The organism is Rubritalea sp. (assembly GCF_039830215.1).
Classification (GTDB): Bacteria; Verrucomicrobiota; Verrucomicrobiia; order Verrucomicrobiales; family Akkermansiaceae; genus Rubritalea.
On the sequence record NZ_JBDOPO010000285.1, the window covers coordinates 1 to 26,172 of the forward strand.

The 26,172-nt window shown below is 48.8% G+C and carries 21 protein-coding genes; 13 read left to right on the forward strand and 8 right to left on the reverse strand.

All coding sequences use genetic code 11. The features are described 5' to 3' along the window. Positions 1-589: 589 nt before the first annotated feature. Complete coding sequence (locus ABGY95_RS09360) at positions 590-2,530, reverse strand: M48 family metallopeptidase (RefSeq protein ID WP_347441413.1); 1,941 nt, start codon at positions 2,528-2,530, stop codon at positions 590-592. 47 nt (positions 2,531-2,577) lie between these two features. After that, complete coding sequence (locus tag ABGY95_RS09365) at positions 2,578-3,171, reverse strand: LemA family protein (RefSeq protein WP_347441433.1); 594 nt, start codon at positions 3,169-3,171, stop codon at positions 2,578-2,580. A gap of 205 nt (positions 3,172-3,376) precedes the next feature. Here ABGY95_RS09365 and ABGY95_RS09370 point away from each other — a divergent pair, with 205 nt between their 5' ends. Both ABGY95_RS09370 and ABGY95_RS09375 read left to right on the forward strand, forming a co-directional pair. Further along, positions 3,377-3,514, forward strand: coding sequence for a hypothetical protein (locus tag ABGY95_RS09370; protein ID WP_347441414.1), 138 nt, complete (start codon positions 3,377-3,379; stop codon positions 3,512-3,514). A 226-nt stretch (positions 3,515-3,740) separates the two neighbouring features. Beyond that, complete coding sequence (locus ABGY95_RS09375; protein ID WP_347441415.1) at positions 3,741-4,181, forward strand: 23S rRNA (pseudouridine(1915)-N(3))-methyltransferase RlmH; 441 nt, start codon at positions 3,741-3,743, stop codon at positions 4,179-4,181. A 4-nt stretch (positions 4,182-4,185) separates the two neighbouring features. Here ABGY95_RS09375 and ABGY95_RS09380 read toward each other — a convergent pair whose 3' ends face one another. From ABGY95_RS09380 to ABGY95_RS09395, 4 genes are all read right to left on the reverse strand, one after another. Beyond that, the gene (locus ABGY95_RS09380) at positions 4,186-5,421 is read right to left on the reverse strand and encodes a competence/damage-inducible protein A (RefSeq protein WP_347441416.1); all 1,236 of its coding nucleotides are present in this window, start codon (positions 5,419-5,421) and stop codon (positions 4,186-4,188) included. 49 nt (positions 5,422-5,470) lie between these two features. Then, positions 5,471-6,955: a GAF domain-containing SpoIIE family protein phosphatase gene (locus ABGY95_RS09385; RefSeq protein WP_347441417.1), complete on the reverse strand. Its 1,485-nt coding sequence runs from the start codon at positions 6,953-6,955 to the stop codon at positions 5,471-5,473. A gap of 15 nt (positions 6,956-6,970) precedes the next feature. Then, the gene (locus ABGY95_RS09390) at positions 6,971-7,498 is read right to left on the reverse strand and encodes an STAS domain-containing protein (RefSeq protein ID WP_347441418.1); all 528 of its coding nucleotides are present in this window, start codon (positions 7,496-7,498) and stop codon (positions 6,971-6,973) included. A gap of 128 nt (positions 7,499-7,626) precedes the next feature. Beyond that, positions 7,627-7,881, reverse strand: coding sequence for a hypothetical protein (locus ABGY95_RS09395; RefSeq protein ID WP_347441419.1), 255 nt, complete (start codon positions 7,879-7,881; stop codon positions 7,627-7,629). A gap of 303 nt (positions 7,882-8,184) precedes the next feature. On the opposite strand from ABGY95_RS09395, the gene ABGY95_RS09400 reads away from it, so the two are divergent. The 11 genes from ABGY95_RS09400 to argH all read left to right on the forward strand — a co-directional run bounded on the left by ABGY95_RS09400 (position 8,185) and on the right by argH (position 23,085). Then, positions 8,185-8,682 carry a Fur family transcriptional regulator gene (locus ABGY95_RS09400; protein WP_347441420.1) on the forward strand — a complete coding sequence of 166 codons (498 nt, stop codon included), beginning with the start codon at positions 8,185-8,187 and terminating at the stop codon, positions 8,680-8,682. Positions 8,683-8,817: 135 nt separating this feature from the next. After that, positions 8,818-9,561, forward strand: a complete 744-nt coding sequence (locus ABGY95_RS09405; RefSeq protein WP_347441421.1) for an AraC family transcriptional regulator — start codon at positions 8,818-8,820, stop codon at positions 9,559-9,561. A gap of 140 nt (positions 9,562-9,701) precedes the next feature. Further along, positions 9,702-10,712 carry a sugar phosphate isomerase/epimerase gene (locus ABGY95_RS09410; RefSeq protein WP_347441422.1) on the forward strand — a complete coding sequence of 337 codons (1,011 nt, stop codon included), beginning with the start codon at positions 9,702-9,704 and terminating at the stop codon, positions 10,710-10,712. Between the two features lie 19 nt (positions 10,713-10,731). After that, positions 10,732-11,535: an alpha/beta hydrolase gene (locus ABGY95_RS09415; protein WP_347441423.1), complete on the forward strand. Its 804-nt coding sequence runs from the start codon at positions 10,732-10,734 to the stop codon at positions 11,533-11,535. A 19-nt stretch (positions 11,536-11,554) separates the two neighbouring features. Continuing rightward, positions 11,555-12,397 (forward strand): sugar phosphate isomerase/epimerase family protein, encoded by an 843-nt coding sequence (locus ABGY95_RS09420; RefSeq protein WP_347441424.1) that lies wholly within the window; start codon positions 11,555-11,557, stop codon positions 12,395-12,397. Positions 12,398-12,481: 84 nt separating this feature from the next. Further along, positions 12,482-14,455 (forward strand): bifunctional aldolase/short-chain dehydrogenase, encoded by a 1,974-nt coding sequence (locus tag ABGY95_RS09425; protein ID WP_347441425.1) that lies wholly within the window; start codon positions 12,482-12,484, stop codon positions 14,453-14,455. Positions 14,456-14,476: 21 nt separating this feature from the next. Continuing rightward, the gene (gene dhaL / locus ABGY95_RS09430; RefSeq protein WP_347441426.1) at positions 14,477-16,240 is read left to right on the forward strand and encodes a dihydroxyacetone kinase subunit DhaL; all 1,764 of its coding nucleotides are present in this window, start codon (positions 14,477-14,479) and stop codon (positions 16,238-16,240) included. 58 nt (positions 16,241-16,298) lie between these two features. Next, complete coding sequence (gene lsrF / locus ABGY95_RS09435; protein WP_347441427.1) at positions 16,299-17,180, forward strand: 3-hydroxy-5-phosphonooxypentane-2,4-dione thiolase; 882 nt, start codon at positions 16,299-16,301, stop codon at positions 17,178-17,180. 178 nt (positions 17,181-17,358) lie between these two features. Beyond that, on the forward strand, positions 17,359-18,351 hold the full coding sequence (locus ABGY95_RS09440; RefSeq protein WP_347441428.1) for a ThuA domain-containing protein: 993 nt from the start codon (positions 17,359-17,361) through the stop codon (positions 18,349-18,351). Between the two features lie 39 nt (positions 18,352-18,390). Then, a complete protein-coding gene (locus ABGY95_RS09445; protein WP_347441429.1) occupies positions 18,391-21,615 on the forward strand; it encodes a PVC-type heme-binding CxxCH protein in 3,225 nt (1,074 codons plus the stop codon). A gap of 117 nt (positions 21,616-21,732) precedes the next feature. Then, positions 21,733-23,085 carry an argininosuccinate lyase gene (gene argH / locus ABGY95_RS09450; RefSeq protein ID WP_347441430.1) on the forward strand — a complete coding sequence of 451 codons (1,353 nt, stop codon included), beginning with the start codon at positions 21,733-21,735 and terminating at the stop codon, positions 23,083-23,085. 1,041 nt (positions 23,086-24,126) lie between these two features. Here the strand turns inward: argH and ABGY95_RS09455 are convergent. Together ABGY95_RS09455 and ABGY95_RS09460 are read right to left on the reverse strand one after the other, a co-directional pair. Further along, positions 24,127-24,828, reverse strand: a complete 702-nt coding sequence (locus ABGY95_RS09455; RefSeq protein WP_347441431.1) for an N-acetylmuramoyl-L-alanine amidase — start codon at positions 24,826-24,828, stop codon at positions 24,127-24,129. Positions 24,829-25,566: 738 nt separating this feature from the next. Beyond that, positions 25,567-26,004, reverse strand: a complete 438-nt coding sequence (locus ABGY95_RS09460) for a hypothetical protein (RefSeq protein ID WP_347441432.1) — start codon at positions 26,002-26,004, stop codon at positions 25,567-25,569. Between the last annotated feature and the right edge of the window lie 168 nt (positions 26,005-26,172).

Here is a 26,172-nt window from a genome sequence, read left to right on the forward strand (position 1 = left end):
ACGCCCGATCTGCAGCACCAAAAGATCAAAAGATCAAAAGATCAAAAAACTGGCCAATCTTCGCTAAAATTTCCCATTTCGGAAAAAAATGACTATTTTACATCTTCAGGTCGACTTCAACGCTCGCGTCATTGAACAAAAAAGCCCCCAAACATTCACTATTCATTCATAAAACCTAAGCACAGGCATCCTATAGCAACACAATGAGTAGCAATGGGATATTTGTGAATAAAAAGCTTGAAATAGTGAGTTGTCCGATACGGGTCGTATACCGAACCCCATACCGACCATAGACTCGTAGGGTCATTTCTTTAGACCTCGAAGCAATTGCCAAGCATACATTTTGCGCTATGGAAGCCAGTGAAACACTCCTATGAACGTTGCTCAAAGCGTGCCAAAAAATCAACTCAGCTAATTCCGAGAGCTGAGCTGAATTTAGTCATTTCCCAGGTGAGCCAAACTTTACTCCCTCTTTCGCTGCACCTCAGCCCCTCTGGAATCAGGCTAATCGCATCATAGATTCGCTGCTCAAACTCTGTAGATTTGTTTTTTTGATAGTGCTGTGATTAAAAAAATCTAGTCTAGCTGACTACTTCACGAATGGAGGAATGGTCGCGCCCATCGCGTCTGCAGCCGCCCGAAGAAGCTCAGCTTCCTGACTACCGAGAACTCCATCCGACATCACTGCTAGTCCACAGGCGTGGAGCGCATCGCGTTTCATAATTGGCGTGGACTCAGCCAACTTCGCTAAAGTGCCTTCCACCAAATGAAGACCACATTGCTCAGGCGGTAAAATACCTGGTAAACGCACACCATGCTTAGCCAAGTCATCGGCCGAGGATCTATAGGCAGTTTGAAGGTCAGTTCCATTCGTTGCTCCCACTCCAGCCATCGTCGAAATGAGCACATTCAGCTCGCTAGTGAGTTGTCCTAGTTTGGTGTAACGCACGCGTGGTGCGCGCGCCCCATCAAAGAAGGAAGACAGATGACATTCGATGAGTTTTTGCAGCATAAACTCAAAAATATCCACTTGCCCATCACTCGCTATCAACCAATGCGTAGCGTGTAAAAACCGTTCGTATTCAGGGTGCGAAAGTAACCTCAAGCTTGGAATAGATAAGTCGATCAATGCTATTTTCTTAGATGAATGTTCTTCACCTAACACCCCATGCCAATGCTCAGCCAGATCAGCAGCTGCAGCGCCCATGCTCTTCTTAATAAATTTGATTTCCCCAGATTGGAGCTTCCGATCGCTGGCCAAGAGTAAGCCAAAGATCATAGCCTGTGCTTGCTCTCGGTCATGGCACGCATCAATCCAATTGGAATCGAGCCCTTGCATTACTGCAGCTCCGACAGACACATTAGTCTGGGAAACCTCGCCTAGCTGATCCCACTGTTCGCGCTGAACCTGCAGAGGAGCTGGCGCACCACCACCAAATCCGCTGGCACGCACATCTGATGAATTCCCAGCTCGTTGCGATCCAACCTCAGGTAAATGTGAGTCTGCAAACTCACCATCCCAGTCCGCTTCAATAGCCTTGATTCTGACATCTAAGGGAGGGTGGGTAGCAAACCCGTAGGAAAACATCCCTCCATCAGCAAAGAACATGTGGCTAGCCTCTGAGGCTTTTCCTACTTTCACCTCTGAGCCGTATTGCTGCCCCCCGATTTTCTTTAATGCCCCAGCGATGCTAGATGGATCTCGGGTAAATTGCACAGCCGAAGCATCGGCCAGGTACTCGCGCTGTCGTGAAATAGCGGCCTGAATCATCCGGGCAAAAAACACTCCAATAGAACCGACAACCAGCAAAGCAATCGCTGCGATTAATCCGATCAGCGCACCGTTGTTGTTCTCGCGGCTACGGCGCATACTCATGAATTGCATGTGAAACATGAGTTCGCGACCAATAATAGAAAGCATCATGATACCGAACAACCAGCCAATTAACCGCATGTTAAGCTTCATGTCACCGTTGAGAATATGGCTAAACTCGTGCGCCATCACCCCCTGAAGTTCGGAACGTGTCAGCCGCTGAATACAGCCACGGGTCACTCCAATCACAGCATTTCCAGGCTCGGTTCCGGCAGCAAAAGCATTGATACCAGCCTCTTGGTCCATCACCCATATTTGCGGGACTGGCACGCCAGAAGCAATCGCCATTTCCTCTATCACATTGATCAGCTTTCGCTCGTCGGTATCCGTCGTGTGCGGGTCAACTTGCCGCCCTCCCATATCGCGCGCCACCACAGCACCGCCACCACTGAGCTGAAATGATTTGAAGACATTACCAGCGAGAATGACACCTGTTGTCAGAACCGTGATCGTCAAAAATCTCTCAAGATCCCAAAATTCACCCGCCTGTTGCATACGATTCCCTGCAGCATCGACAACTACGACAGTCTGAGTCGCATAATACAACCCAAGGATCGCATATATTGCCAGCACTACCCCCACAACAGCCAACACAAAGTAGCCTATCAACCACTTTGTTCGACGCCGCGCATCATCTTGAGCTTCGTAAAAGTTCATTTAACCAAACACTGATATCTAGCAACAGGGCACTCATCATCAGATGCCTAAAACTCCACCTTCACAGCATCGCGCTCGCTCGGGTCGGAAACCTCAAAGAGAATCGCTTCCCCAAAGTTGAACATTCCAGCGATCATGTTCGTAGGGAAAGTTTCGCGTTTGGTATTATAGACTGTGACCGCATCGTTGTACGCTTGGCGAGAAAAGCCGACTTTATTTTCAGTCGATGTGAGTTCTTCGGTCAACTGCATCATGTTCTGGTTCGCCTTGAGGTCAGGGTAAGACTCCGATAGAGCAAAAAGATTTCCGAGTGATGCTCCTAAAGCCCCTTCTGAAGCCATCAAGTTCTTCATATTCGAAGCATCATCCAGACTCACCCCCTTACGTGCGCTCGATGCCGAATTTCTGGCCGCAATCACAGCCTCCAGAGTCTCGCGTTCATGCGACATATACTTCTTGGCTGTCTCCACAAGGTTGGGGATTAGGTCGTAGCGACGCTTAAGCTGAACATCAATTTGCGCGAAAGCGTTCTTGTAACGGTTACGCAGCTTCACCAGTCCATTGTATGCTCCCATCACCCAAAAAAGAGGCAACGCGATAAGTGCAGCTACGATAAGTAAGGTAATAACCACCCCGCTCATCGCGAGAGTTTGAATAAAGAATGAACTTAGCATGGATTTAGAATAATTGGTTTGGCAAAATTCTCAAGTGGAACCCTCGTAGATTCAGATAAGTTTCAGTATTTGACCACTATAAAAAGTGGAGATCTCTGTAATACAGCGGCTCGTAACCTTAACGCAGCTACGTAACTTGAATCATAATTCATAAGCTCTATCTCTCCCATCTATGAATACATTCGACCAAGCTCTTACCGTTGCCACACAGCTCTCGACTGCAGCACTCCGGAGACACTTCAACCCAAGCTCAATCGAATGGCTATGTGCCGCAATACCATCAATGCTTAATGACTACGCGGATTTTTAGATTGTAACTTTAACCAGATGCTTAAAATGGGTATCACACATGGCGAACAAGCTCTGTATATCTGAGACATTGACCCTGCTACTTTTTAAGATACACTTGGCCCAGCCGTCAATCACTGATCCGGTTGCAGCGCCGACTCAGGATCCTCCTACGTCGGGTCGCTGACGCAGACTAATGATCAGGAAAAGTCTTTATCCTCCACACTTCTTCCCTTTTCCTCACCCTCATGAACCACGAAATCATCGTAGCCGGGAAGCCTTCTCTAAAATACGCAAAGGATGGCACAGCGGAATACCTCAAGCGACTGACCCGCTATGGTAGCTACAAACTCACGCATATCAAAGATGGTACTAGTGAGGATGTATCAAAAAGACTCTTTGACGCCAGCAAGGGTACAGTCCGAATTGTCATGGACGAGCGTGGAGCCACACCCACCACTCAAGAGCTAGTCAAACTCTACAATAAATGGGAAATGCGAGGGTACAAAAAAGTCAGTTTCCTGATCGGAGCCAGCGATGGCCACACCCAACAACTACGTAATGAAGCAGACTTCGTGCTCTCCTTATCCTCACTCACACTGATGCACGAACTCGCATTGTTAGTACTACTAGAGCAGGTCTATAGGGTCGCTACCATCAAACGAGGTGAGCCCTACCATCGAGATTAGCGCCCTACGACGAGAGTAGCTCCAGCCTAACTAGGTCGAGAGCGCGCTGGGAGACCATCAACTTGAATGTAGATCGATCTTTTGGATAAAAGGATTTTAGAGCATAGCTGGGCTTACCTTTCACAGCTATTCCCAGCCAGACTGTTCCGACCGGCTTCCCATCCGATCCCCCACAGGGTCCTGCTATGCCCGTCACCGAAACAGCAATATCACTATTACTCGTTTTGAGAGCTCCCTGCGCCATAGATTTAGCTACTTCTTCACTCACAGCTCCGAAGGTATTGAGCAAACTCTCGCTCACGCCCATGACCTCACGTTTTGCTTCATTTGCATATGTCACAAACCCATGAGTAAAGACCTCGGACGCGCCAGCCACATCTGTGATACGACTGGCGATCGCGCCTCCCGTGCAACTTTCAGCAGTTGTTAGAGTCCAATGCTTAGCAACTAACAAATCAACCACTACCTTTTCAAGTGAACGTCCATCGTCACTAATCAACTTATCAGGATAGGCCTCATCAACTAAAACCCGCGCAGACGCTACAGCTGAACTCGAACCGATAAGTCTTAAATCAACTTCTGAGGGCCGTGCACAATAGCCGACTTCCAGATCGCTAATCGCACTTAGTGAGCGATCCAGCACTTCATGGAAATCACTTTCCCCAACTCCGGTAAACTTCATTTCCACCACCTCATGGTCCTCAGTGAGCTCAACTAAAGCCTTGAGGCGATGCGGCACTTCAGCCTGATACATAGGCTTAAGCTCTCGTGGAGGCCCAGGCAGAAGGAAGACTGCACATGGTGATCCCTTGCCTAGACGAGGAGGCACATAAACCCCTGGCGCTGTGCCATTTGGATTCGGTAGGACTTCTGCACCACAAGGAATGAGCGCCTGCTTCTTGTTAGATTCGGCCATATACCTATCTAACTTTTTAAAATATTTCACCACCAAACGCATTGCATGCTCATCCTCAATCAAATCAATCCCCATGGCTTCGGCAGTGGCCTCGCGGGTGAGATCGTCGCTAGTCGGGCCTAAGCCTCCAGTCACGATCAATACGTCGGCTCGCTCAACGGACTCTTTGACAGCATCTCGCACGGCCTCACCGTCAGGCACAGTTATCTGCCTCTGTACTCGGAGTCCTAGCTTTAGCAACTCCTGACCGATCCAGGATCCATGCGTGTTTTGAGTTGTACCAAGTAACAACTCGGTACCCGTATTAAGAATCTCGATATGCATACGCTATCCATAGCACAGCTGACAATTTCAGCGACATAGAATTATACCCCTACCGCTTTTCTAGAGCAATCATGGTGATGTCGTCAGACTGCAATGCATCACCGACGAATCCGTCAAGCGCCTTGAGCATGCATGCCACCACTGTTTCGGCTCCAAGCTCAGCGGATTTTTTAATCACTTCCACCATATTATCCACACCGAATTCATCTTCAGCGTGGTTATGAGCTTCGGTCACTCCATCAGTATAGAGCAACAGTAAATCGCCAGGCTCTAATTCAAACTCATGCAGCCTTGTTACCCTATCAAAAACATCTCCACCATCAAGACCAATTGCTAGCCCTGGAGGTTTTATCCATTCAATCTTTTTATTCGAACATCTCAAAAGCGGAGCTTTATCGTGACCGGCACGCACAAGTTGAACTTTCCCGTCAGATTCATTAATCAGATAGAGAGCCATACTAATGAATGAGCCTTCCCGGATATCGTTAAAGAGCTGCCTATTGAGCTGACTCACAGCCTTTAAAGGATCTAGTTCTCGTGTGAGCTCTGAGCGAAGCACGCTGCGGCACATCGCCATCAACAAGCCTGCCGCAACTCCCTTTCCTGACACATCCGCTATAACCACAGCCCACCGGCCATCACCCAAATCTATATAATCATAGTAATCTCCACTAATCAAACGAGCCGGCTTATTGACCCCCTCTAGTCGATACCCTTCGATTTGCGGTCTGTTGCGCGGCAACAAAACCTGTTGCACATCTCTAGCTGTACGCAGTTCATTTTCAATCTTGCGCTTTTCTCCAGCTTCCTGGTGGATCATTGCATTACCTAGTGCGAAGGCTGCTTGCTCAGCAGCTGACTGGAACAATTGAAATTCACTATCAGAATAAGCTCCTGCATCATGCTTGCGGGCGACAGCCAACACTCCCAAATCTCGGCCACCATACTTCAACGGAGCCACTAACGCCGTGACATTGCCGTTATAGTGAACAAATGCGTCTCTAAATGCTTCATGATTTTTTAAATCCTTGATCATCTGAGGAAATCCCAGAGACAACACAGCCCCCAACATCCCTTCGTCGTATGGAACCTTACTTAATTGCACATGACCCTTTAGAGCCCTCACATCTCCGTTAACTCTTTTAAACACCTCAACCGGTAAACCTATCAATAAAGGGCATTTTTCTGAAATAGCCTTAGGCTCTAGAAACTTTCGAGTGCTATCTAATAAATAAAGTGCCCCACCGCGTGATTTCACCACCGTATTGATACCTTCCACAATCTCGCGGTGCAACTTAGATACACTATGATCTTCCTCTAATGCTATACCTAGGGTGTGCAAGAACTCAAACATGCGATGTTCCTCACCTTCAATCGCATGTTTTTGCTCTTCCGAGACATGGAGTCGCTCACGCGTTCTTCTCCAGCTAATCAACAATGAAAACAACAAAACCGTCGAGAACAATAAACTGAAGACAACTATTGTGTCGGTATCTGCGAATAACTCGTCTATCTCGACTAACACGCTTTTCACGACCTGGCTAAATAGTTACTTTTTTGGAGGTGTCTCGCGCGAGAGCAACTCGGCTTCTAAACAGTCCAGGACTGTAGAGAATTTTTCGTTGTTATTATCATCAGCATTACAGAGCGTTTTGTGAGCATCAAAAACATGTTGAGTTCTATCAGTCGAATTGACTTGGCCATACTCAGTAAGTGAATCACGAATATCTCCTTCTTGTCCGACCCAAGATGCAGCCTCAGGGTTAATCTGCATCAGCGAACTCAACCCTAGATCATCGAGTGATTGGCTATTTTTCTCATCTGCCGATGCTACATCCAATATGCCTCCTGGCGTCTTAACCAATCGCATAGCTAGTCCAGCCATAGTCCCCATAAAAGTGGAGTCCATAGCTGAGCAGTTCTCTAGATCGATGACAATGTGAGTAACACCAGACTTTAACTGTTCGTCCGCCCAAGCCTTTAGTTTGGGGCTGTTCATGAAGGAGCACTTGCCCTCACAGCGGATCCACCCTAGGCCGTTTACATTAGATGCAAGAATGATGTTAGAATTACTCACTATTAGAATCGCTGTTCTACCCGTCAGCCTTATACCTAGGATAGCCCCTAAAGTGAAATCGTCAATCAATAGCGCTTAAAAAAATAGTTATATCAATGTCATAGCCATAAGCCCAGCTACAACACCTCTTACTCCCAGAGATAAGACTGCTCTGCCGCTAATAAATTAGCACCAGCATGCACCTCAACACGCCAATCCAAAACCCGCCCATTGACATTATAACTTTCCCCAGTAATGCAAAACTCACAATTCCCTTTCTGTTTGGTCTTAGCAAAGTTTTCTACCATTTGAAGTTCGGTCGCACCTGTTCCAGCTTGGTGATATTTAAAGACCACTCGGATTGATTCATCTACCGGATACTTTCGGACATCCCACTCAATCATATAGTATTGGCCCGCTCTCGCCAGCATATCAGAATGCTCTACCGCACCTCTGAGGCGCCTCTGTTGCTCGGCTCGCTCTACCATATACTCACGCGAGACTCGCCGAACATCTTTCATATGGTAAGTTCTCACATTGACCTCACTATTCCGCGAGGCACACGATACGCTAAGAAAAATTGCTGCTATTACTAGGAAGTGCAGTGCTCTCATGCCACACTGCCTAAACTAACTATTAAAAATTCCAACTCCGAATGTTGCCAACAGCTGTTTAATCTGTAATTACTCGATTGATCGCCCACTCTTATGCTCGCTGAAATTCAAGAAAAACTTAACTCCTTCCTAAAAACCAAAGGTCTGCGTAGCACTCCTCAGCGCAACGCAATAATCGATATTATTTTCGAATCCGATGAGCACTTTACCGCTGACGAAATATGGGATCGCATTCGTCGAGCCAACTCAAAAGCATCCCGAGCCACAGTGTACCGCACTCTAGCTCTCCTAGTTGAGGCCGATTTACTTCACGAGATTGACCTAGGAGAGGACACCAAAACCTACGATCCAAACTTCAACGACAAACCCTCACACAACCACCTAATCTGTATAGACTGCGGGAAAGTTCTGGAGTTTGAGGATTCACATATTGAGCTACTAAACGACTGTCTTACGCGCCGCATGGGATTTAGACCCAAAAGCCAATCAATTCGCATCGAAGCCAATTGTGAAATCCTGCGCACAAAAGGGGCTTGTCAAAACCTTCTACACGCAAGGCTTGCCGGCAAGCGACTTCCAAAGAAGCGCTAATCTAACAAAACATTATTTTATAATTACCCAGCAATCACTACATAGTTTTATTGAGACAGACTCGCACAAATCTTTCATTTTGCTGCTCCACGAGCACCTCTGCAATGAGAAAAAAGTCCCCCTGCAACCTAACAGATGAAAAATTTAACATTTTTTTCAAAACACCAAATGATCGACCACGGCGAAGGCCTGTTTGACCACCTTCCAGGTTTTCTCTACTTCGTCAAAGACACTGAACTCAGATTTGTCTCAGCCAATAGTAGACTAGCTAAAAAATTAGGAGTCACCCATCCGCATGATTTATTGGGGAAAACGGATCGAGATTTTTTCCCCCCAGGCCAAGCCAATGCCTACGCTAAAGATGACCTGCTAGTAATAGAAACGGGTCAACCAATGTTCAATAAAGTCGAACTGGTACCACGCGGCAAAGGCTTTGTGGATTGGTCAACAACCACAAAAATCCCCCTATTCAATAATGAAGGAAAAGTGGTGGCAATTGCAGGAACCACACGCCCCTTCTCAACAGGAACATCAGCCATCGACATCCACTCTGAGCTTGGAGTTCCACTTCAGGCCATGCATGAGCTCTTTGCCGAAAACATCCGAGTTACTGAACTAGCCAAACTCGCAAACCTATCTGTCAGCGCCTTTGAGCGAAAGTTCAAGAAGCAACTCCACATGACCCCCAGACAATACATCCGCCACCTCAGAGTCCACGATGCATGCTACAAACTCAGCCACAGCGACGAGCCTCTGGCTGGAATTTCAGCTGCATGCGGATACGTCGACCAAAGCCACTTCAGTAGAGAATTCTCACGAATAACCAACGAGACTCCCCTGCAGTACAGAAAAAGGCATCGCGCTAAAAGCGCACTCTAGCAGGACAAGACTAATTGCCGATTCCATACAAAAACACCACAGAGCAATACAATACAACTCAAGAAAATCACCTACCATTACTCAAAGAATAAATCACGGCGTGAGCCAATTTTTATCTAGATCAAAACACTCAAAAAACTATGGCTCTAAAATTACACAATGCAATGTGGCCCGGCCTCGTCGGGAAAGAAGAAGGTACTGAACACCCACCTATCTCGCTCGAGCGCATGCTCGAACTCACTAAGAACGCTGAAGTTGGCGGACAAAAATTTGACGGCGTTGACCTCTTCCTTTTCCACCCGCACACCGATCCTGAATCATCGATCGACGACATCCGTCGCATGGCGGACAAAATCACTAACAGCGGATTTAAGATCGGTTCACTGGTGGCCCCCGTATGGCCTGGCACAGTTGGCGGTTGCGCGTTCGGATCACAAGACGACCGTGACAATTTTGTACACGCAGTAGCACTTTCCGCTAAAATTGGCCAAGTTCTTAAAGAACACGGCGCACGCGACTACGGAGTGATTCGCATCGACTCCGCCGGTGGACCTGAAGACTTCGCAAAAGACGAGGTAGCTAACACCAAACTGTTAGCTGAGACATTCCAGCGCGCTGGAGCTGTGGCCGCGGAACATGGCGAGCGACTCGCTGCCGAAGGCGAAATCTGTTGGGGAGGCATGCACTCGTGGAAACACATGCTCAACACTCTCGAAGAAACAGGCATGCCTTCCACTGTTGGCTTCCAAGCCGACCTAGCCCACACCTACCTCTACCTTCTCGGCCACAATGCTCCAGAGGCTGCCTTACTCAAACCCGGACACAGCGAAGAAGAGTTCTGGGCTGCGTACAAGACCATGACTGACGCGCTGCGCCCTTGGACTACGGACTTCCACGTTGCTCAGAACGACGGCTCGGTACACGGCTCTGGCTCACACGACAAAACTGGGCGCCATTGCCAAGCTGATGACCCTAACGGAAAGCTCGATATTACACGTTGTGCTGAAATGTGGCTCAAGGACTACGACCAGCGTGGCATCGAGCACATCTGTTGGGATGGCTGCATGTTTGACAACTCAGTCTTAGAGACTCCCAAGACTTGGGATGCAATCCTCGATGCATCGATCAAGGTGCGCAACGCAGTGGGATAAAAACCTAACTAAAAACATTATGCCAACAGTATCAGCCAACGGCATCCAGATGCACTACCAAGAGTCAGGTTCAGGCGAACCTCTCATCTGCATCATGGGTATCACTGCTCCAGGGGGAGTATGGGAAGCACATTCTGAAGAATGGTCCAAGCATTTCCGCTGCATCATGCCCGACAACCGTGGAGTCGGGCTATCCGACAAGCCAGAAGGCCCATACTCATCTGCTATGATGGCTGATGATTACGCAGCCTTGATGGACGAACTCGGCATCAAGCAAGCTCGCATAGTCGGTTGTTCTATGGGTTCAATCATTGCTCAACAATTAATGCTTCGTCACCCAGAGAAAGTATCTAGTGCCATACTTATGTGTACATGGGCACGCTGTGACAACTACGCCAAGGGCATTTTTCAACATATGGAAACGTGTAAAGCGCGTTTCACACCCGGTGAATTCATGCACTACATCCAGACGCTAATTTTTGCGAAGCCATTCTGGGACAGCCCAGATTGCTATGCATCACTAGCAGAAGGGCAAGAAGGTGCTGATCTGGATCCTACGCAGCAACCCCTTCATGGGCTGCAAGCTCAATCCGCAGCATGCACCAGCCACGACAGCCTTTCCGAACTACCTAACATCAAATCACCCTGCCTCATCACTGGTGGTATTGATGACATTTTTACGCCTCTCTGGATGGCGAACGAAGTTGCCAATGCGATACCTAACAGCGATAGCTATTTTTACGACAACTCTGGCCACGGATTCCACTTTGAGAATCTCCAAGCCTTCAACGAGAAAACCACCGCTTGGCTTCTCGAAAACTAACACTTAATTACAAAACATTATGAGCAACATCAAATTTGGATCCGAGGTCTACACTTGGTTCATGGACGGCTACGGAGAAGGCAACAACAACCAGCTTGGTCACATGATCAAGACAGTGAGCAAAGCTGGCTTCAAAGGCATCGAACCAATGGTTCTAGAACCCTATGACACATACTGGATGGGCGACTACAAAGACCCTGCCAAACTCAAAGAAGCTCTCGACGAAGCAGGCATCGAGCTCGCTGCTCTCGCCCTTATTTGCCAATGGGACGGCGAAGAAGAAACCGAGTCCGAGCGCGCCTGTGCTGACTGGACGATCGAGGTTCTCAAGCTATTCCCAGGGGCGGCACTTGGCACAGTTCCACTTCCTGGTGGGCGCCACAACCTGCAGCAACGTCGCCTCAACTTAGTCAACAACGTTAACCGAGTTTCACGCCGTGCAGCAGAGGCTGGCCTCACATGCTCTTTCCACCCAAACTCACCTCCAGGATCACTTGCTAGAACGCAAGAAGACTACAATGTTGTCCTCAACTCACTTGATCCAACTGTCACAGGGTGGACTCCAGATGTAGGACACATCGTCCGTGGCGGCATGGACGTGATTGCGACAATGACGCATTGGCAACACCTCATCAACCACGTTCACTACAAGGATTTCTCAGGAAATGGCCCAGAGCCATGGGCGCAGATGGGCTCAGGGAAAGTAGATTTCCACCGAATCACTGAGTTCCTCGTACAGCGTAACTACAAAGGCTGGATCATCTGTGAAGACGAGTGCGAAGACGCCATTAAGAACCCTGACGAAGTGACACTTCAGAACGGTGAATGGTGCAACGAGCAACTCGTACCAATTCTTGGCTAAAAGCCCAACAAACTTTTCAGCGTCTAGCCCATTGGCTAGACGCTTTCTCCCCGAAAAAGCCTTTCAACTAACAATTCACTTCTCATGAAGAACCTTTACAAAATCCAAGAAGCACCAAAGAAAGACGATCTAGCTCTACGCGTCTACACCTCTCGCCTGCTCGGGCAGGAGACAGATCTCGTACTCCACGGTGGAGGTAACACATCCGTCAAAACTACCGTCCAAGATTTCTTTGGCAACTTTGTCGAAGTTCTTTGCGTCAAAGGTTCCGGCTGGGATCTAGCTACTATAGAAAAGCCTGGCTTCCCTGCAGTACGCATGGAAACCTTACTCAAGCTAGCTGAGCTAGACACTCTTTCTGACTCGGACATGGTCGAGCAACAACGCCTTGGTCTGCTCGACCCCGCTGCACCAAACCCATCGATCGAAGCGATTGTTCACGCTGTTATCCCAGCAAAATTTGTAGACCACACCCACGCCGATGCCATCCTAGCGCTGACTAACAACCCGAACGGCAAAAAGCACATCAAAGAAGTCTTTGGTGATTCGATGATTGTGGTGCCCTACGTCATGCCTGGATTCGTCCTCGCTAAGGCGGTGCAAAAAGCTATCGCAGGTAGAGACCTCAGCAAGGTCGACGGCCTCATCTTGATGAACCACGGCATCTTCACTTTCGATGATGACGCGAGGAAGTCATACGACCTGATGATCAAGAAGGTCACACTCGCCGAGAAATACATCGCAGCTAATCTCAAAACCAATCCAATCAAGAAGGCAAAAGCATCTAAAGACCTCCTAGGTCTAGCAGCGCTGCGCAAAGCAGTTTCTACAGAACGCGGTACAGCCTGCATCGCCCGCCTTTCCTCATCAAAAGCTGCCAGCGCATTTGGGGCAGCACCAAATCTTGCAGCCATCTGTAAAAAGGGCCCGGTCACTCCAGATCACACGATCCGCACTAAGCGACTTCCTCTCTACCTCGCTGATGGAGCTGACGCATCTACAGCATGTGCAAAGTACACCAGAGACTACACTGCATACTTCACTAAGCACGCGAAGAAGGAAACCATCCTCGACACTGCACCACGCTGGGCTGCGTGGGCAAACCACGGGATCGTATCCTTTGGTGCTAGTTTAAAGGAAGCCAACATCATCGCTGACATCGCTGAGCATTCAGTCGACACCATTCTAAAAACGGAACACGCATTTGGTGCCTGGAAGGCTCTACCAGCCAAAGACCTTTTTGAAATCGAATACTGGGAGTTAGAACAAGCCAAACTTAATAAAGGTGGACATAGCAAACCAACGCACCAAGGCAAGATTGCTCTCGTCACTGGCGCCGCCGCTGGTATTGGCTTTGCTTGTGCGGAGCAACTCGCCCTAACCGGAGCAACCGTCATCGGAGCCGACCTCAATCCTGACATCGTCGAAGCAATGGCTACAATCGGTGGCCTAGGGATCGTAGCCAACCTCACCGAGGATAAAGCGATAAAGTCAGTCGTTGAAACCATTGTTAGTACGTACGGAGGCCTCGATATACTCGTCTCTAATGCTGGCATTTTCACAGCTGGAGCCTACCTAGAAGACCTCGAGCAGCAAAACTGGGACAAATCGTTCGCAGTCAACCTCACCTCGCACCAGAAGCTACTCCGTGAGACAATTCCATTCCTTAAGCTAGGTATTGAGGGATCAATCGTTCTCGTTGGCTCACGTAATGTGAATGCCCCAGGAGCCGGTGCTGCATCATACTCCTGCGCCAAAGCAGGCCTCAACCAACTCTGCCGTGTCGCTGCACTCGAGCTCGCGCCACAAGGTGTGCGCTGCAACATAATTCACCCAGACGCAGTATTCGACACCAAACTCTGGACACCAGAGAACCTTCAGCGATCGGCCGACCGCTACGGGCTAACAGTGGACGAATACAAGACTCGTAATCTTCTCAAAACTGAGATCAAATCAGCCAACGTAGGCCAAATGGTTTCCGCCATGGCCTCACAACTTTTCGGTAAAACAACTGGCGCACAGATCCCTGTAGACGGTGGCAACGATCGCGTCATCTAACACCAACCCCAAAGAAATTTCATGAGCTTTACCCCTAAACTACTAAACGATCCGCTTTCAGCAGCTGACGAACTTCTCGAAGGACTCATCGAGGCCTACAATGGCCAATGCTACAAAGTGGGAGCTCGCTCCATCGTCAAGAATGACATTCCTGACGGCAAGGTATCCTTGCTCGTCGGCGGTGGTGCTGGCCACGAGCCGATCTACCACGCGATGGTTGGCACCAACATGGCTGACGGCGCTGCCTGCGGAGATATTTTCGCAGCTCCAGCACCAAACATCGTTCAAGAAGCTACCACGGCAATCGACCGAGGCAATGGGGTGCTTTACCTCTATGGTAACTATGCCGGCGACGTGATGAACTTCGATGTCGGAGCTGAAATGTCCGAAGCTGCTGACGTCCATGTTCAAACCGTATTGATCGCTGACGACGTTGCTTCTGCTCCACCCGAGCGCAAAAAAGACCGTCGTGGCGTTGCTGGACTCGTTCCAATCGTAAAGATCGCGGGTGCAGCTTCTCAGACAGCCGAAACTCTAGAAGATCTAGGAGCAATTACTGAAAAAGCTTCACTGCAGACTCGCTCCATCGGTGCAGCTATGGCTCCGGGTTCCATCCCAGCCACAGGAAAGCCCACATTCGAGCTCGGAGCTGGAATGGTCGGTCTCGGTATGGGAATCCACGGTGAAGCTGGCGTAGGTGAAATCCCACTCCCATCAGCTGACGAACTCACAGTCAAGATGCTCGACCTAATCGTTGAAGACTTTGAAAAAGACGCAGACGTAGAGGCCCTGAAGTCTGGTGACGAGATCGTTTTCTTCATCAACTCACTCGGCGCGACAACCATGATGGAATGTCTCGTTTGCATGCGTAAAGCGGCAGAGTACTTTGAAGAGCGCGGCATCGAAATTTTCGACGTGCTCATGGGGCCTTATGTGACTTGTCAGGAAATGGCAGGAATTTCTTTCTCTATCACCCGTGTCGACGAAGAACTTAAACAACTCTGGTCAATGCCATGTCAGTCCTTCTGTTATTCAAAGATGGAAGGCCCGCTCAAAGGAGGTTCAGCAACGGTCACCAAAACTGCTAACAACTCAAAGGCTGTTACGAAGAAAGCCAAACAAGTGGCTCAAAAAGCTCTAGATCTATCCAAGTCATCTGCCGGTCTATCTCTTGAGCAAACGAAGCAAATGTCCTTGTTAGTTGCCGAGAAAATCATCGCGGCAGAACCAATACTTTCGCAAGCGGACCGCGACCTAGGTGACGGCGACCACGGACTCGGAATGGCTCGTGGATTCACAGCGCTCACCAAACAACTCAGTGAGAATTCTCACGACAACCTGCGCAACCTTTACCAAGAAGCTGGTAATGCTCTGCTCACTACCATGGGTGGCGCATCAGGTGTCGTCTTTGGTTCACTATTCCTCGCTGGAGGCAAAACTATGCACGGAGCTGAGTTCTTTGGCTCCCATGAACTTTCCCACCTTCTTAGCCAATCACTCAAAGATGTCATGTCTCGCGGTGGAGCAAAGCCAGGCGATAAAACTATGATCGATGCTCTTCACCCTGCAGCAGAAGCTGCAAAGGCCAACATCGACAAGCCCTTGTCCGAATCAATCATCGCGGTGGCTGCTGCAGCAGAAGCAGGAAAAGAAGCGTCCAAGGCAATGATTGCCACCATGGGACGCGCAAAAACTCTTGGGGAAAAGACCATTGGTCTACCTGACGCAGGAGCGATTTCCGTGAGCATCATTCTTAACACCATGGCCGACTTCATCAACGGCTAACCAACCTTTCATAGCTAACTACTATCTACTCAATACTAACTACAAATAAACTAACATTATGGCAGATACAGACGACATCAGAGAAGGATCAAGCTTCGGACTCAACACACCAGCAAACACTGACGGGTTCTACCTCAAAGGAATCAACAACTCCGACTGGGGCCTCAAGAACCGCATGTCCCGCATCTTCAACCAGAAGTCCGGCAACACAGTGATGCTCGCATTTGACCACGGTTTCCTCATGGGACCAACCTCTGGTCTTGAACGCGTAGACCTCAACATCGCACCACTCGTGGAGCACGCAGACTGCATCATGGGCACACGAGGAATGATTCGTTCCTCCATCCCAGCAGGCTGCACTAAGCCAGTCTGTCTACGTACGGACACAGGCACAACAATCCTCACCGAAATGAACCACAATGTTCTGATCGCAGAAGAAGAAGCCATCCGCATGAATGCATCAGCAATGGCTGCTATGATTTCAGTCGGTGAAGAAGAAACTGAACACAAAACCATCGCTAACTTCAGTCGACTGGTAGACATCGGTTCTAAGTACGGCATCCCAGTGATGGGCGTGACTGCAGTAGGCAAGAAGATGGCTCGCGATGCGCGTTATTTCTCCATGGCTGCTCGTGTTTGTGCTGAAAACGGCGCATCTATCGTGAAGACTTACTACACCGAAGGATTCGAAAAAGTAGTGGCTTGCACTCCGGTACCAGTGGTGATTGCAGGTGGCAAAAAGCTCCCTGAAATCGAAGCTCTCGAGCTCTGCTACAATGCTATCCAATGTGGTGCAGCAGGTGTCGACATGGGACGCAACGTCTTCCAGTCAGAAGCTCCAGCTGCCATGATGGCAGCAGTCGCTGGCGTCGTACACGATGGCCTCAAGCCACAAGAAGGCCTCGACCTTTTCAATACTCTCTCAGCCGAGAGCAAATAGGAACAGCCACGCAACTGGCACTCTGGCCCTAGTGGGCTTCATTCCCCGCTAGGGCTATTTCTTGAACAAAATCGGCGACAAACAGAAGTACCCAGTTAATCTCACTCACAATAGTAACATTTTTTGACAGACTTCCCGATAGTAAACCTTATATAGTTCAACTTCACACTAATATATTATGAAAAACTCTCTCACATTTTCCCTAGTCGCCTCACTTGCTACCACTGCGTTCGCAGCACAACCTTCTGACCACCTCGTCTTTGAACCTAGCGCCAAAGCAAACGGTAAACATGTTGTTCTTCTTTCCGGCGATGAAGAATACCGCTCGGAAGAATCGATGCCAATGCTCGGCCAGATCCTCGCAGCCCAAGGATTCAAGGCCACAGTCCTTTTTTCTCTTGATGCTGACGGCATTGTAAACCCTAACTTAGGTGGTAACCTTAGTCATTCAGAATCTCTAGACGAGGCTGATGCCATCGTGATGTGCATCCGCTTCCGCCACTGGGATGACACCTCGATGCAGCGCTTTGAAGGTGCTCTCAACCGCGGAGTTCCAATAGTGGCCCTCCGCACATCCACCCACGCCTTCAATTTCAAGAAAGACAGCAAGTGGGCCAAGTACAGTCATAATGCTAAAGCTGGTTCAGGCTGGCAAAAAGGATTCGGCCGCCAAGTTCTTGGCGAGTCCTGGGTCAGCCACCATGGAAAACATAAAGTAGAAGGCACCCGTTCGGTTATAGAAACAGCCAATGCCAAGCACCCAGTCCTCTCCGGCGTCGGCACCATTTTTGGCACAACAGATGTCTACGGAGCTGACCCACTCGCGCCATCCACAATTCTATTACGCGGTGAAGTCACGCAATCACTTGATCCAAAATCACCGGCAGTCGAAGGGGAAAAGAACTCCCCCATGATACCGATCGCTTGGACACGTGAATTTAAAAACACTAGTACTACACCAAACCGCATCGTCACTACAACAATGGGTGCAGCTACAGACTTGAGCGATGAAAACCTTAGACGTCTTGTAGTAAACGGCGTTTACTGGGGGCTCAAAATGGACGTCCCATCCAAAGCTGACGTCACTATACCTGGTGAGTGGAAACCATCGAAGTACTCATTCAAAGAATACAAAAAAGGGCTCAAGCCTTCTGACCTCATCGTCAAGTAGCCAGCTCTCTTTAATCTTCACTTCTAGCAACTATCACTCATGAATTATAGACATACTTTTGCTATAACATCTTCAATGGTGAGTTTGGCATTTTCTTCAGCTTTTGCTGATAAAGAACAAACCGATCTTTCTGTTCCGCCGTCATCGGCAACAGCCACCTCTACTACCTTTAGCCAATCACCGACACTAAAGATCACCTCAAGCGCTCGCATCACCATCATCGGTAATGGACTTGCTTCGCGTATGCCCAAGTTTGGTGACTTTGAAACAGAACTTCAAGTCCGCTACCCAGATGCGCAACTCACCATCCGCAACATGGGTGATGAAGCTAACACCCCAGCATTCCGTCCTCATCCAGGTCGTAGCAGAGATGGCCAGTACGCGTTTCCTGGAGCAGACAAACTCGTTCATGAAGACTACCAAGCCCACAGTGGAGGCAAAGGGAGTTTCGAGACTCCTGACCAATGGCTCACCAAGCTCAAGACCGATGTTGTCATCGCCTGCTTTGGTTTCACCTCATCTTTTGATGGCCAACCAGGACTAGATAGCTTCAAAAAAGAACTCGATGCCTTCCTCAAACACACCAAAGCACAGCAATATAACGGGAAAAGCACTCCTCAAGTTGCTTTGGTTTCCTCAACGGCGTTTGAGAACCTCTCTAAAATTCAAGACACACCAAACGGAATCGAAGAGAACAAGAACCTCGAGCTCTATACCAAAGCTATGCAAGAGGTTGCTGCAGCCAACAGCGTACTATTTATTGATGCATTCACTGCTTCTAAGAGCTGGATAGCATCCAACAAAGAGCCAATCACTCAAGATGGTGCTCTACTCAACGCTAAAGGTTACGCTCTCTTCGCCCCATTCCTAGCAGACAGTATTTTCGGTAAAGCTCCAGCTAAGGCAGCATCCAAGCGCAAGGCAATTCACGCCGCCGTAAATGAGAAAAACTGGGTCTGGCACAACTACTATAAAATCCCCAATGGGGTTCATGTCTACGGACGCCGCTTCAAGCCATACGGCCCCCAGAACTACCCTGACGAGTTGAAAAAAGCAGCCGAGATGACTCAAGTGCGCGACCAATTGATCTGGGCGACCTCCAACGGTAAGCCCTTCGACCTGGCAGCAGCCGACACTAAAACGCACAAGCTCCCAGAGGTACCAACAAACTTTAAAGCTAGCGGTAAGAACGGTGACCCCAACTACAAGTCCGGTGAAGACACACTCGCGGACCTAAAAGTGCCAGAGAACTATAAGATAGAGCTTTTTGCATCGGAAACCGACTTCAAAAACTTGGCCAACCCTGTGCAGATGTCCTTTGATAACAAGGGCCGTCTTTGGGTGGCCTGCATGCCATCGTATCCACACTGGCGCGTTGGTGACCCAAAGCCTACTGATACGCTAGTGATTCTTGAAGACACCGACGGCGACGGCAAAGCAGATAAAGAAACAGTCTTCGCTAACGACCTTCATATCCCGATGGGTTTCGAGCTTGCCCCAGAAGGAGTTTACGTTTCACAATCTGACTCTCTCGTTCTCCTTAAAGACACCAATGATGACGATAAGTACGATGAAAAAGAATACGTACTTTCCGGATTCGACGACCACGATACGCACCATGCAATCTCAGCATTCAGTGCCGATCCATCTGGAGCTATCTTCATGGGCGAAGGAATATTCCTTCATTCCAATGTCGATACGGCTTACGGACCAGTTCGCGGTACTAATGGCGGCTTCATGCGCTATAACCCGACGAAGAAGCGCCTCGAGCGTACCGCTCAGCTCAGCATACCGAACCCATGGGGAATCGCCTCTAACGGATACGGTCAGAGCTTCTTCCTCCACACTTCAGGCGCCTCACTAGCCTGGATGGGTCAGTCAACTATCAAGCCAAAATACGGTCGTAACCTACGCGCTCCAGACCTACTTAAAGGAAATAAGGTCCGCCCGACCTCCGGTCTAGAGTTCGTTTCGAGCCGTCACTTCCCCGATGAAATTCAAGGAGACATTCTCATCAACAACAACATCGGCTTCCTCGGAACCAAACAGCACGCTGTCATCGAAGATGGCACCGGCTATACCACTAAGTACCGCCAAGACCTACTCAGATCAACCAACAAGAACTTCCGCCCAGTCGACCTCGAGTTCGCACCAGACGGTTCGCTCTACGTCATTGATTGGTCCAACGTCCTCATTGGTCACATGCAACATAACGCCCGCGACCCACATCGCGACCACGTACACGGCCGAGTCTACCGCATCACTTATCCATCTCGCCCATTAGTGAAGCCAGCTAAGATTGCAGGAGCTTCAATCACGGAACTTTTAGGAAACCTCAAGCTTCCTGAGTACCGCACGCGCTACCGCACACGCCGCGAGCTCCGTGGTCTCGATGCTGACAAAGTAGCTGCAGCGACCAAGACTTGGGCACAAAAGCTCGATGAGAAGGATGCTGAGTACGAGCGTCACTTGCTCGAAGCTCTATGGGTTCTATGGGGAGTCAACAAAGTCGACGAGACATTTGTTGCAAACCTTATGAAAGCCAAAGACCACCGCGTTCGCGCAGCTGCCACACGTGTCGTTCGCTACAACATGGATAAACTCAGTAACGGCCAAGAGCTTCTTGAACTAGCTGCTGGTGACAAACATGGGCGCGTCCGCCTCGAGGCTATCAACACAGCAAACTGGCTCGATAAAGATTCTGGTGCAGCTATCCTTAAGATTGCTAAAACCAAACCAATCGATAGCTGGATCAAGCAATCCTTTGACAATGCTAACAACGACCTCACTGGCGCTAAGCCAGCAAAAGTGAAAGACAAAGAAGCTAGTGGTTGGAAAAAGGCCGGCATGAATAAAAAGCAAATTGCGTACATGAAAAAAGGTCGTGAGATCTACCACCGTGAAGCACATTGTGGCACCTGTCACCAAGACGATGGCAAAGGACTGCCAGCTGGCGGATTTCCTCCAATAGTAGGCACCAAATGGGTGACTCAGGACCCTGACCGCCTTATTAAGCTCTCACTCAAAGGACTGATGGGGGCAATCGAAGTTAAAGGAAAGAAATACAATGGAGCTATGACTCCATTCGAAGGACTTCTCAATGACGACGAACTCGCATCTGTCCTCACCTACGTTCGCAAGAGCTTTGGCAACAAAGCCTCAGCTATCACTGCTGACCAAGTGAAAAAAGTCCGTGCTGCTGAAATCAAGCGCACCGGCCTCTACACTGTGGAAGAGCTTCTAAAAGCACACCCACACAAGTAAGTTCGCGTAGCACAAGCATTTCAAAAGCCACTTTCGCCCAGCGCGGAAGTGGCTTTTCTTTTGCCACCTCGCACTTATCACTTCCCTCTTCCGACTTTTACCCCTAAGACAAATGACATGTGGAAAGGACGTTTCTCAAAAGCAACCGCTGACCTCGTTCAGCAATACGGTGAATCCATCTCCTACGATTGGAGACTGTACAAACACGATATAGCAGGCTCCATCGCACACGCACGTGCGCAGGTAAAAGCTGGCACCCTCACAGAGGACGAATTCAGCCAAATAGAAGCCGGTCTCAAATCCATCGAAAAAGACATCGACGCAGGTAAGTTCGACTTCTCTATAGAGCTCGAAGACATCCACATGAACATCGAGTCAGAGCTCACCACACGCATCGGCGCTGCTGGAGGAAAGCTCCACACTGCTCGTTCACGCAACGACCAGGTCGCTACCGACACTCGCCTCTACTGCCGTCAAGAGATCGATACCCTCACCGCTCAGCTCAAAGAGCTCCAAGCAGCACTTCTCAAGCAAGCAGAACAATACGCTGATGCTGTGATCCCCGGCTACACCCACCTCCAGCGTGGCCAGCCGGTAACAGTTGGTCACCACCTTCTCGCTTACGTCGAAATGTTTGCACGTGACATTGACCGTCTAGCTGACGCTCGCAAACGCGTCAACGTTTCACCACTCGGCTCCGGCGCACTCGCAGGCTCCACTATCAATCTGGACCGCCAGCAGATCGCTGACGAATTAGGATTTGATAGAGTGACAACCAACTCCATGGACGCGATCTCTGACCGCGACTACATAATGGAACTACTCTTCGACTTCGCTCTCGTAGGCACCCACCTTTCCCGCATCTCCGAAGACCTCATCCTCTGGTGTTCCGCTGAGTTTGGCTTCGCCACACTTTCCGATGCACACACCACTGGATCATCGCTGATGCCACAGAAGAAGAACCCAGACGTCTGCGAAATCACACGTGGGAAGACTGGCCGTCTCTACGGCAACCTCGTTTCCCTGCTCACCGCTGCAAAGGGGCTTCCGCTCACTTACAACCGTGACCTTCAAGAAGACAAAGAGCCACTCTTCGACTCCATCGACACGCTCAAGATAGCTCTAGCAGTGAACTCCGAGATGATAGCCGAGATGACAATCAACGTGGACGAATGCCTCGCTGCTGCATCCGACCCGATGCTACTCGCTACAGACCTCGCTGACTACCTTGTGAAAAATGGAGTTCCATTCCGCAGTGCTCACGAACTAGTAGGCCAAGCAGTCGCTGTCGCAGTCGAGTCCAAGACTCCGCTCGACAAGATCGACCTAAGCAAAATCTCCGAGCACTATGGAGCAGATGCCAGCGCAGTATTCTCACTAGAAACAGCACTCAAAGCCCGCACCAACCCAGGAGCCCCAAGCATCGCCAACGTGAAAAGCGAAGTCGCTCGCTGGAAGAAAACGCTGTAACCTAATCGTCCCGGTCACTCAAGCCTACTCTCTATTAATAAGGATTCATCCTACAACAACTTTTTTCTTTATGTGACCGCAACGGTCGCGCTACATTCGTTCCACCAAACTGGCAACAGCAGGGGGGGAATGTCAAAACACATTATAATTAAAAAGTTTAAAAAACAGCATGATTGCACTCGCTGAATCTAGCTGTAAGTACATTGACTCTTCTGCAAAGAGCATCCAAATAATGAGCGGACCTACATGGCTCTATCTTGATGCCCAAAACGAATAGCTGGAACCAATGCTCCACCCTGTGCGGCGCCAACTACTCATTCAACTCCCACAGCCGAATACCATGCGAGCTTAGGCAAACTTGCAGCACTATTATTAGATGCCATTTTACTCCTCATTTGTAGCGATCCGGCAAGAAGGCAATTAACCCAAGGACAAAGCAGGCAATGCCATTATCGGCTACATCATGCTTCTGCTCCTCGATTACGCCCATACATCTAACTCTGCAAAGCATGAAATAGCCTTCAGCCAGATGGGTCGACTAGCAAACAAGTAAGGACTTGCCGGATTTCTCTTCATCCCTATCTTTCACTACTATGAGTTCTTTGTTACTATGGGAGAAATCCCCCGCCAGTGGAACGAAATAATGGAGCGCTACGAGAATGCTCAAGACACCAACGTCTCAGCATCGGATCGAAAAGGAAGGCTCCCTTCCTTACTACAGTCTAACCTGATCTAGCCCGTGAGCCTGGTAGGACTGGTTGAAATCGCTCCAATCCATAGCGTCTTTAAGCTTTGAGTACCCCTACTTGACACTTAGACATGATCTACTAATAGCTAATTGATGAGAACAAGTTGCCGCCTTTGCTATAGTATAGGCACGAAACTTCAGAGCTGATTGCGCACTGAGTCAATCGATTAGGAAACCTTAGACCTTCCAAAACAGCTGGAGACGGTTGCCTAAAAAACAATAATTCTCAGCCAATTTTCACTTCCCGCACGAACAAAATACTTCGGAAAATATTTCGTGCGCGCTACGCCCCTTTACATAGATTCATAACGCGGAGAAAGCGTGGTGATTTGATGGTGATAATGCTTCACTCGGCCTTGGAACCAACGCCACTTTTTACCAGGCTTGCCATTATCTAAAAGATAGTGCGGGCAGTTTTTATGAGGCTTAGAAAGCCCCTTACGTGTCCAGTGGTAATGCGGCACGACATTGTTTAGCGGAATGTTATGCTGGTGCATCAAATACGCAGTGAGCTTAGCTGTGCGTTCAATTGTTTTTGAACGGCTATTTCCTCTATTCTCACACATCTCGATGCCGATTGAATAACGATTACCAGGACCATCAAAATCCGCATGCTCCCCCTGCTCATTGGTTGGCAAATGCTGTACAGCTCTGGTTTCATCGATTGAATAATGCCAGACAAGGTAACCAATACGGTTTCCTCCCTTGCGCTTATATGCCCTAAGTGCTCCATTTTTTAAAGCTAGCGAATGCTTCATAGCATCTGCTCCCGATGAAAAATTCTGAGTACTATGGATCGTGATGTAACGAGGTTTCATATAACGCCTGTATTTGCGGGCATGCATCCCTCTAGGTATGATATCCTTATACACATTGACCTCTTCTAAAAGATCTCCTGGGCGCTTGCTAGGTCGCTCCATTGCAGGCTTGTAGCCACCATTCACATACATCGCTGTAGACCCTAAAGTAGGATCTCCAGAGACTGGTTTAACCATAACCACAGGCGGGGTTGACGGCGAGCAAGAAACAATAGCTGCAAAAATCGCCACAACACTAAGTGGAAGAGAAATAAGAAAACCGCGCATGACGTTAGATTGTTAACACCAGTACGAAGAAATGGCGAGGCGACTTTCAGACAATCTCACCTCGCCAATCAATTTATTCACCTCACATATTCTGATGGATTGTTGAATAACCACTTCTGTTATCGCCCCCTACGATTATCACATGTTTTGGAGGATACCCCCTTTTCCTATTGTGGGTAAATTCTACTGACTGCCCGCTGAAATAGCGCCATTCGCATTGATCGAGCACATAATTTAAAACGCAGTCGAATCAATCGTCTCAGGAGACTCAACTTTACTATTTCCATCTGTGTCACTGAAAACAGTCACCAGTTTTGCCGTGTCTCAGTGGCCATGTAAAGTCAGACTTTGTTGTAATGAATCGAAGTTGACCTAGCTTTGTCACAGTAGAGATCATGTTGGTCTGCTCGCCCTTACCTTGATGTGAGCTCACTGGAGTGTGACCTTCAAGAAAATAACCTAGGTCTATCTGATCCACACTGCAAAGCCCTGATTCTTCAACCTTTTTACGCAACTACACCGCCATCTTTCTATGATCTTCTGTTCCAGCGGGGTTCTGTAAGTGTGCATCTCTTCATTCCACATCTAACTAAAATGGTGTCACGCTGAGTGGTTGATTGCCAGATTCATAAATGTGGAGTCCAGAACTCACACAGACGACAACATAGTAATCGCATCAAGCACTCCTGCATAGGCTATGGCTGCTTCATCTTTCGATTTTTTTGCGAAGAGCTTCAGCGTGTCTTCCTGGCTGAGTAATACTCCACGTAAGCTCATGCCCCAGTCTTCTGACACTCTGGAGCACGCTACAGCACAGCTCTTTAAGGTGTCGCAAATTTCGATCTGTACATCTCCAATAGATATTTCAAGAGTTTCCACAAGGTAAGGAACGACAACTATTGCAGCAGAATGCACCCCCCCCTTACAGAGCATCCGCCACACGTCGTGACTAGCCTTCATGGCACGACCCCGCTTTCTCCCAGCTAAGTCTTGTAATATTTTAGGAAAACGGTCTGCACTCCCTTCGGCTACTGCATATTCATCCCACTTTTCTTCCCTCAATCTCATCCAAAGTGCTTGCGCCATGATGGCGGCATAGACTATTGCAAAAAAACTACAAGCTTCACCTCATATTTGAAGTCCAGACTCAACAGCTAGCTATGGATTACTATTAATCTATTGTTCGTAACGTGTTATATCAAACACGCTATCTACTACAATAGGCAACCCCATTGCCATGCCTCAGCCCATACC

Excerpts from the sequence above, each read along its gene's own strand:
- ABGY95_RS09415 (WP_347441423.1), top strand. The coding sequence starts at position 10,732 with ATGCCAACAGTATCAGCCAACGGCATCCAGATGCACTACCAAGAGTCA.
- ABGY95_RS09365 (WP_347441433.1), bottom strand. The coding sequence starts at position 3,171 with ATGAGCGGGGTGGTTATTACCTTACTTATCGTAGCTGCACTTATCGCG.
- ABGY95_RS09410 (WP_347441422.1), top strand. The coding sequence starts at position 9,702 with ATGGCTCTAAAATTACACAATGCAATGTGGCCCGGCCTCGTCGGGAAA.
- ABGY95_RS09445 (WP_347441429.1), top strand. The coding sequence starts at position 18,391 with ATGAATTATAGACATACTTTTGCTATAACATCTTCAATGGTGAGTTTG.
- ABGY95_RS09440 (WP_347441428.1), top strand. The coding sequence starts at position 17,359 with ATGAAAAACTCTCTCACATTTTCCCTAGTCGCCTCACTTGCTACCACT.
- argH (WP_347441430.1), top strand. The coding sequence starts at position 21,733 with ATGTGGAAAGGACGTTTCTCAAAAGCAACCGCTGACCTCGTTCAGCAA.
- ABGY95_RS09375 (WP_347441415.1), top strand. The coding sequence starts at position 3,741 with ATGAACCACGAAATCATCGTAGCCGGGAAGCCTTCTCTAAAATACGCA.
- ABGY95_RS09380 (WP_347441416.1), bottom strand. The coding sequence starts at position 5,421 with ATGCATATCGAGATTCTTAATACGGGTACCGAGTTGTTACTTGGTACA.
- ABGY95_RS09370 (WP_347441414.1), top strand. The coding sequence starts at position 3,377 with ATGAATACATTCGACCAAGCTCTTACCGTTGCCACACAGCTCTCGACT.
- ABGY95_RS09400 (WP_347441420.1), top strand. The coding sequence starts at position 8,185 with ATGCTCGCTGAAATTCAAGAAAAACTTAACTCCTTCCTAAAAACCAAA.
- ABGY95_RS09425 (WP_347441425.1), top strand. The coding sequence starts at position 12,482 with ATGAAGAACCTTTACAAAATCCAAGAAGCACCAAAGAAAGACGATCTA.
- ABGY95_RS09460 (WP_347441432.1), bottom strand. The coding sequence starts at position 26,004 with ATGGCGCAAGCACTTTGGATGAGATTGAGGGAAGAAAAGTGGGATGAA.
- ABGY95_RS09420 (WP_347441424.1), top strand. The coding sequence starts at position 11,555 with ATGAGCAACATCAAATTTGGATCCGAGGTCTACACTTGGTTCATGGAC.
- lsrF (WP_347441427.1), top strand. The coding sequence starts at position 16,299 with ATGGCAGATACAGACGACATCAGAGAAGGATCAAGCTTCGGACTCAAC.
- ABGY95_RS09455 (WP_347441431.1), bottom strand. The coding sequence starts at position 24,828 with ATGGTTAAACCAGTCTCTGGAGATCCTACTTTAGGGTCTACAGCGATG.
- dhaL (WP_347441426.1), top strand. The coding sequence starts at position 14,477 with ATGAGCTTTACCCCTAAACTACTAAACGATCCGCTTTCAGCAGCTGAC.
- ABGY95_RS09405 (WP_347441421.1), top strand. The coding sequence starts at position 8,818 with ATGAAAAATTTAACATTTTTTTCAAAACACCAAATGATCGACCACGGC.
- ABGY95_RS09360 (WP_347441413.1), bottom strand. The coding sequence starts at position 2,530 with ATGAACTTTTACGAAGCTCAAGATGATGCGCGGCGTCGAACAAAGTGG.
- ABGY95_RS09395 (WP_347441419.1), bottom strand. The coding sequence starts at position 7,881 with ATGATTGAGTGGGATGTCCGAAAGTATCCGGTAGATGAATCAATCCGA.